The organism is Oleiphilus sp. HI0067 (genome assembly GCF_001635735.1).
The window spans coordinates 21,890-28,091 of record NZ_LWFI01001144.1; the positions used below are offsets into that span (position 1 = coordinate 21,890).

Genomic DNA, 6,202 nt, shown 5'->3' on the forward strand with positions numbered 1-6,202 from the left:
GCATGGTAAAACGCAATTCTGAGCCGAAGCACTGGCTCATTCTACCCGCCGCTGGTATCGGATCTCGAATGGGGTCCACCATTCCAAAGCAATATCTTAACATTGATGGACAAACGATCATTGCTCGAACAATAGAAGCAATGACTGCAAAACCTCGCTTTGAAACCGTGTTGGTAGGTTTAAGGTCTGACGACTCCTATTTTAATTCTCTACCTGTTGATGTTACCAACAAGTGCATAAGGTTTGTTGGCGGTGATGAAAGAGCAGATACCGTTCTAGCAGGGTTAATGGCTTTATCTGATAAGGCTGCGGATCATGATTGGGTTTGGGTTCACGATGCCGCTCGTCCTTTGATTACTGAACATGAGTTAGAGTTACTAGAAAAGTCATTATTGGATGCACCAGATGGTGCGTTATTAGCGCTTCCCTCGGTTGATACAATTAAATGTTCCAAGAATGGTCGGGTGGATTCAACGCTCGATCGCAACATAATTTGGCGCGCACAGACTCCCCAAGCATTCCCTTATGCGCTTTTACGTGATGCTTTACGCTCTGCTTTAAAGAAAGAAGTACAAATTACTGATGAGTCTTCAGCGATGGAGTTTGCAGGGCACTCTCCGCTACTTGTAGAAGGACGGTCGAGCAATATTAAGGTCACAAAGCCTGAAGATTTGGCTGCACTAGAAAGTACAAATACCGTAAATGAGAAAACAAATATGACGCCTGATCTTAGAGTGGGTACGGGCTATGACGTACATGCGTTCGAGAATGGAGAGTTCGTTACTCTTGGCGGCGTGAGAATTCCTCATAGCTTTGGTTTAAAGGCGCATTCAGATGGTGATGTGTTGTTGCATGCGATCTGTGATGCAATGCTAGGTGCTTTAGCCTTAGGAGATATAGGTAAGCATTTTCCAGATACTGATGACGAATGGTCGGGAGCAGATAGCCGTTTTTTACTCAGAGCGGTAAATGATTTGATTCAATCAAAAGGCTTTTCGGTGAATAACTTGGACAGCACGATTATCGCCCAAGCGCCGAAGATGTTGCCCCATATTGATAATATGCGTCAATGTATCGCTGAAGATCTAGGGATAGATGTGGATCGTGTGAGTGTTAAAGCGACGACGACTGAAAAGCTCGGATTTACAGGCAGAAAAGAGGGTATTGCCTGTGATGCGAGCGTCATGCTTATGAGGCAGGTAAGCGTGTGAATTCTCTCCCAAGAGCAAGCAGTAGCGTTTGGTTAAAAGCTACATATAAGGCGACGCCACAAGATTTTTATGTGGAAGAGAAAATGACGATGGAATTTTCTGGTGAGGGTGAGCATTTATATTTATTTATCGAAAAGACTGGCCAGAATACCGAGTTCATCGCGAAGCAGTTAGCGCATTATTTTGGCGTTAAACCAATGGATGTCAGTTATTCGGGCATGAAAGATCGTTGGGCGGTCACTCGTCAGTGGTTTAGTGTGTATGTGCGTAATCGCCAGTTTGATTCGATAGATCTTAGCGGAATTGAGGGTGTTCGGTTAGTTGAGCTTGCTAGGCATAATAAAAAACTTCGTCGTGGTGAACATGTCGGCAATTATTTTCGATTAGTCGTTCGCGGAGTTTCGCAAACTGCTGATTTATTGTCTGGTCTTGAATATATACGTGAGCATGGATTTCCTAATTACTTTGGTGTTCAGCGCTTCGGGCGTGATAATCAAAATTTAGAGCGTGCTAAGCGTTGGTTTGCCGGCGAAATAAAAGTCTCTCGTTCGCAAAGATCGTTTTACCTATCGGCTGTGCGTTCCTATCTGTTTAATATTATGTTGGCGGATAAAGTACAAGACGGGACCTGGCTTGTCGCCTCGGATGGTCCTTTGTACGGAGATGATGCGCCAGGGCTCGCGCCTAAAACGGACGAAGAAAATGCGTTTTTTGCACAATATCCTGAACTAGTGCGAGGATTGCATAAGAATAGAATGACCTTAGCTAGGCGGCCATATAGAATGCCAGCTGAGAATTTTTCCTGGAGTTTTGATGATGATGCGTTGACGCTTCATTTCAATTTAATGCCAGGCGCTTTTGCTACGAGTTTGTTGAGCGAGCTATTTGATTTAGAAGATGCCTCAACACGTCAGATGGCAGAGCAGTGATAGAGAATTAAAATGAAATTGTTACTATCTAATGATGACGGTGTGAATGCAGAAGGTTTGCACTGTTTGGCTGACGAGCTTAGCAAAATAGCCGAAATTACTGTTGTTGCTCCTGATCGTGATCATAGTGGAGCCAGTGGATCTCTCACTTTATCAAGACCTTTAAAAGTCACGACTCTTCGAAATGGTTTTCAATGTGTTGATGGTACGCCAACTGATAGCGTTCACGTTGGTTTGACTGCTTTGACTAATGGAGATGTTGAGCGAGTTGTTTCCGGTATCAATACCCATGAGAACTTAGGTGATGATGTACTTTATTCAGGGACTGTTGCGGCTGCTTTAGAGGGGCGTTTTTTAGAAAAACCTGCCATAGCCGCATCACTCGTAAATCGCGGAAACTGGCATTACGAGACTGTCGCAAAAGTGGTTCGCGATATATTGGAAAACGACATCTTCTCGACTTTACCTCCACGAACTATTCTCAACGTTAACGTTCCTGATGTGCCTTATGAACAGCTAAATGGCTTAAAGATCACGCGTCTTGGTCACCGAGCAAAAGGGAAGCCGCCTGAGCAGTTTTCAGATCCACGAGGCAAAGAGCGTCTCTGGATTTCTACTGCTGGTGAGGGTGATGATGCGGGGGAAGGTACTGATTTTCATGCTGTATCTAATGGTTACGTTTCCGTATCACCTATTCATGCCGATATGACTTCGCATACAGCGCTTGCGACCTTGCAACAAGCCGTGAAAGAGAAGTCTTAATGCCAGAGCAGAGTATTGAAGGCATCGGAATGACCTCTCGCCGAACGCGTCTGAGGTTGGTTCAGCGTTTGCGCGATAAGGGTATTGCTGATGAGCGTGTTCTGGAGGCAATCGCTGATACACCTCGACATATTTTCTTAGATGAAGCGCTGTCGCATCGAGCATACGAAGACACTGCTTTACCTATCGGACATAATCAAACCATCTCGCAGCCATATATTGTCGCAAGAATGACGGAGTTACTCGTTCAGCATCAGCCTCGTAGAGTGCTGGAGTTGGGAACAGGGTCTGGATATCAAGCCGCTATTTTGTCTCAAGTCGTTGATGAGCTTTATACGGTCGAACGCATCTCTCCATTATTGAATAAAGCGCGTCAGCGTTTTGAACGAATAGGTTATCGCAATATATACAGCCGTCATGCTGATGGCGGCATTGGTTGGCCCGAGCAAGCGCCGTTTGATGCAATTATGGTGACTGCCGCACCGAAAGAGATTCCCCTTGAGTTACTTCGTCAGTTGAAAGATGGTGGCAAGATGATCGTGCCTTTAGGCGATGTGCAGCAAAATTTGACTATTGTGACGCGTAGAGGTGAGCAATTCTTGAAAGACGTCATTGAGCCGGTAATGTTTGTACCATTTTTGCCGGGTGTTGTTCGCTAAGCTAAAGGAGAATCTATGCATTGGGTGCTAATATTTTTGCGTGGCATTATGATGGGCGCAGCGGATATAGTACCCGGCGTCTCCGGTGGAACAATTGCATTTATAACTGGGATATACGAGCGACTGCTATCAAGTATTAACTCTGTACTTCCTGCCCTGCGAAAGCTTCTACAACACAGGTCTATTCAGCAGTTTTTTCAAGAGATCGACGCATTGTTCTTGTTGATTTTGCTCTCGGGTATTCTCAGTAGTATCTTTTTGCTCGCTTCCTTTATTTCTGAAGTTATTGTTAGTCACCCTATTCCTTTATGGTCTTTTTTCTGTGGTCTTATTGCGGCTTCAGTGTGGATCATGGGAAGCAGTATGGATCGCTGGAGAGGCAGTGAATGCATTGCACTGGTATTAGGGGTTGGGTTGGCGATGTTTATTGCGAGCGGTCGATTTTTTTCGCTTGAATTCAATCTTTTGGGTGCGTTTATCTCTGGTTTCATTGCGATATTTGCAATGTTGTTGCCAGGGGTGTCGGGGAGCTTTTTGTTATTACTTCTAGGTACTTACACTTTCATCCTTGGCTCAGTGAAAAGTTTTGAACTAAGTGTTCTCGCTTGTTTTGTCTTGGGGTGTTTGTTGGGTTTAATTCTGGGGGCAAGAATTATTGCTCATCTGTTACATCTATACAGAACAATATGCCTCAGTTTTTTGACTGGACTAATGTTGGGGTCAATTCAGAAGATCTGGCCTTGGAGAGAAGTACTAAGCTACCGATTAAATAGTAAGGGCGAGAATGTTGCTCATCTAGAAGGCGTATTATGGCCAGCAGACTATGCTCAATTAGTCGGCGATCCTCAAATAGGGTTGGCAGCGATTTGGTTTGTTGTTGGAGTAGGCTCAATTTTGCTCATATTAGTTGTTATAAATAGACTAGAGCGGAATGCAAACTAGTGTTACGTAACGGAACACTCGAGTATTTTGGTAACACTTTTGCAATTGTTTTCAAAATAAAAAAGTACTTAAATAATAGGTACTTAGCGGCACTTCTTAAAACGAACTCTACTTATGTAAAATATAAAGAAATATAAAAATATTTTTATATTTCTTTAGGTTATATTTAAGGTCGATATGTTGAACGAAAAACTCATGTTTGGTGTACGAGAAATTGACGTCTTTTGGCGCAAAGCTCTTTCTGTAACCAAATGTATCTTGGTTTTTTTTGCATTATCGGCGTGCACTTCTCCAGACATTTACTACAATAAAAACTTTAACCCTCCGGTGTATTTTGGAACTCATGTGGTTCAGTCCGGTGAAACGCTATACAAGATCGCGTGGCGCTACGGACGTGACTACAAAGAGTTAGCAAGTGCTAACAACATAAAATCGCCATATACCGTTTTTGTTGGTCAAAAAATAGACTTGGAAGTGAGTGCTTCAGCCATCCAGTCGGCCTCAAATTCTGCCAGCTCTTCGCCTTCTGGTTCTTCAAATGTAACAAAACGTAAACGAAAACCTGAATCTCGTTACAAATCGACAAAGAACAAAAATCTCAATAATTCCAATAACATAACTTGGGCGTGGCCTCATGTTGGCCTGATCCTTGCGAAGTATTCTGTGAACTCACGCAGTCGGGATATCAACAAAGGCATTGATATAGGAGGTGCCGTCGGCGATGACGTTAATGCAGCAGCTTCGGGAGAAGTTGTATATGCAGGGAACGGTCTCTTAGGTTATGGAAATCTTATAATCATTAACCACAGCGATCGATTCCTAAGTGCTTATGGGCACAACCAGACGATGCTGGTAAAAGAGGGTGAACCTGTCCGGCGTGGTCAACGAATTGCAACAATGGGTACGAAAGGCCAAAAGCCTATGCTTCATTTTGAAATTCGTAAGGATGGTCAGCCGGTCAACCCGGAAAAGTACTTGCCAAAAAGATAGATGCCTTCATAAGAGGGCGATTAAGAAACAGCTAGGTTATTCCTGAAAACGGAATAGACAATAAAAAGCGGAGAAACACCATGGCAGCAGAAAGAGATACTTTATTTGAAGCAGAGCAGTTCGGTTTTGGTTCAGACAATGGAAATTCACAGCATGAGGAAGATANTGCATCGGTAGTTACATCTATCGATAGCCGTCGTACAGGAACTCGCGGAGATGCAGCCGCAAGTCGTCAACTTGATGCGACTCAAATGTATTTAAATGAGATCGGTTTTTCTCCTCTTCTATCAGCTGAGGAAGAGGTGCATTTTGCGCGCCTTGCTCAGAAAGGAGATGAAGCTGGTCGTAAGCGCATGATTGAAAGTAACTTGCGCTTAGTTGTAAAAATTGCGCGTCGATACGTTAATCGCGGTTTGACTCTTCTAGATCTCATTGAAGAAGGTAACCTAGGTTTGATTCGCGCGGTTGAGAAATTCGATCCTGAGCGCGGTTTCAGATTCTCAACATATGCTACTTGGTGGATTCGTCAAACCATCGAGCGCGCAAATATAAATTCAATTCTTTCACAACATGAATCGGCAAACGGATGGTGCGTGTTTGGTTCATGATTGCGCGCTCGATGGTTTGACGAATCCACCAAGTAGCATATGTTGAGAATCTGAAACCGCGCTCAGGATCGAATTTCTCAACCGCGCGAATCAAACCTAGG

Annotated in this window: 7 protein-coding genes and 2 pseudogenes; 8 read left to right on the top strand and 1 reads right to left on the bottom strand. The window is 43.8% G+C overall.

The window, feature by feature from the left end:
- Window positions 1-2 precede the first annotated feature (2 nt).
- The 8 genes and pseudogenes from ispD to A3739_RS16720 form a co-directional block, all read left to right on the top strand.
- A pseudogene (ispD, locus tag A3739_RS30020) lies at window positions 3-674 on the top strand (2-C-methyl-D-erythritol 4-phosphate cytidylyltransferase); the annotation flags it as partial.
- 42 nt (window positions 675-716) lie between these two features.
- Complete coding sequence (gene ispF, locus A3739_RS30025) at window positions 717-1,211, top strand: 2-C-methyl-D-erythritol 2,4-cyclodiphosphate synthase (protein WP_197472384.1); 495 nt, start codon at window positions 717-719, stop codon at window positions 1,209-1,211.
- The gene (truD, locus tag A3739_RS16695; RefSeq protein ID WP_068483578.1) at window positions 1,208-2,140 is read left to right on the top strand and encodes a tRNA pseudouridine(13) synthase TruD; all 933 of its coding nucleotides are present in this window, start codon (window positions 1,208-1,210) and stop codon (window positions 2,138-2,140) included. The genes ispF and truD overlap by 4 nt, the downstream gene beginning before the upstream one ends.
- 12 nt (window positions 2,141-2,152) lie before the next feature.
- Complete coding sequence (gene surE / locus A3739_RS16700) at window positions 2,153-2,902, top strand: 5'/3'-nucleotidase SurE (RefSeq protein WP_068483576.1); 750 nt, start codon at window positions 2,153-2,155, stop codon at window positions 2,900-2,902.
- The gene (locus A3739_RS16705) at window positions 2,902-3,561 is read left to right on the top strand and encodes a protein-L-isoaspartate(D-aspartate) O-methyltransferase (protein WP_068483572.1); all 660 of its coding nucleotides are present in this window, start codon (window positions 2,902-2,904) and stop codon (window positions 3,559-3,561) included. The genes surE and A3739_RS16705 overlap by 1 nt, the downstream gene beginning before the upstream one ends.
- 15 nt (window positions 3,562-3,576) lie before the next feature.
- Window positions 3,577-4,503 carry a DUF368 domain-containing protein gene (locus A3739_RS16710; RefSeq protein ID WP_068502125.1) on the top strand — a complete coding sequence of 309 codons (927 nt, stop codon included), beginning with the start codon at window positions 3,577-3,579 and terminating at the stop codon, window positions 4,501-4,503.
- Between the two features lie 177 nt (window positions 4,504-4,680).
- Window positions 4,681-5,493 (top strand): peptidoglycan DD-metalloendopeptidase family protein, encoded by an 813-nt coding sequence (locus tag A3739_RS16715; protein ID WP_197469430.1) that lies wholly within the window; start codon window positions 4,681-4,683, stop codon window positions 5,491-5,493.
- A gap of 80 nt (window positions 5,494-5,573) precedes the next feature.
- Window positions 5,574-6,047: pseudogene (locus A3739_RS16720) on the top strand (sigma-70 family RNA polymerase sigma factor); the annotation flags it as partial.
- On the opposite strand, the gene A3739_RS28195 reads toward A3739_RS16720, so the two are convergent.
- Complete coding sequence (locus tag A3739_RS28195) at window positions 6,004-6,195, bottom strand: sigma factor (RefSeq protein ID WP_369821109.1); 192 nt, start codon at window positions 6,193-6,195, stop codon at window positions 6,004-6,006. The pseudogene A3739_RS16720 and the gene A3739_RS28195 overlap by 44 nt on opposite strands.
- Window positions 6,196-6,202: the final 7 nt, after the last annotated feature.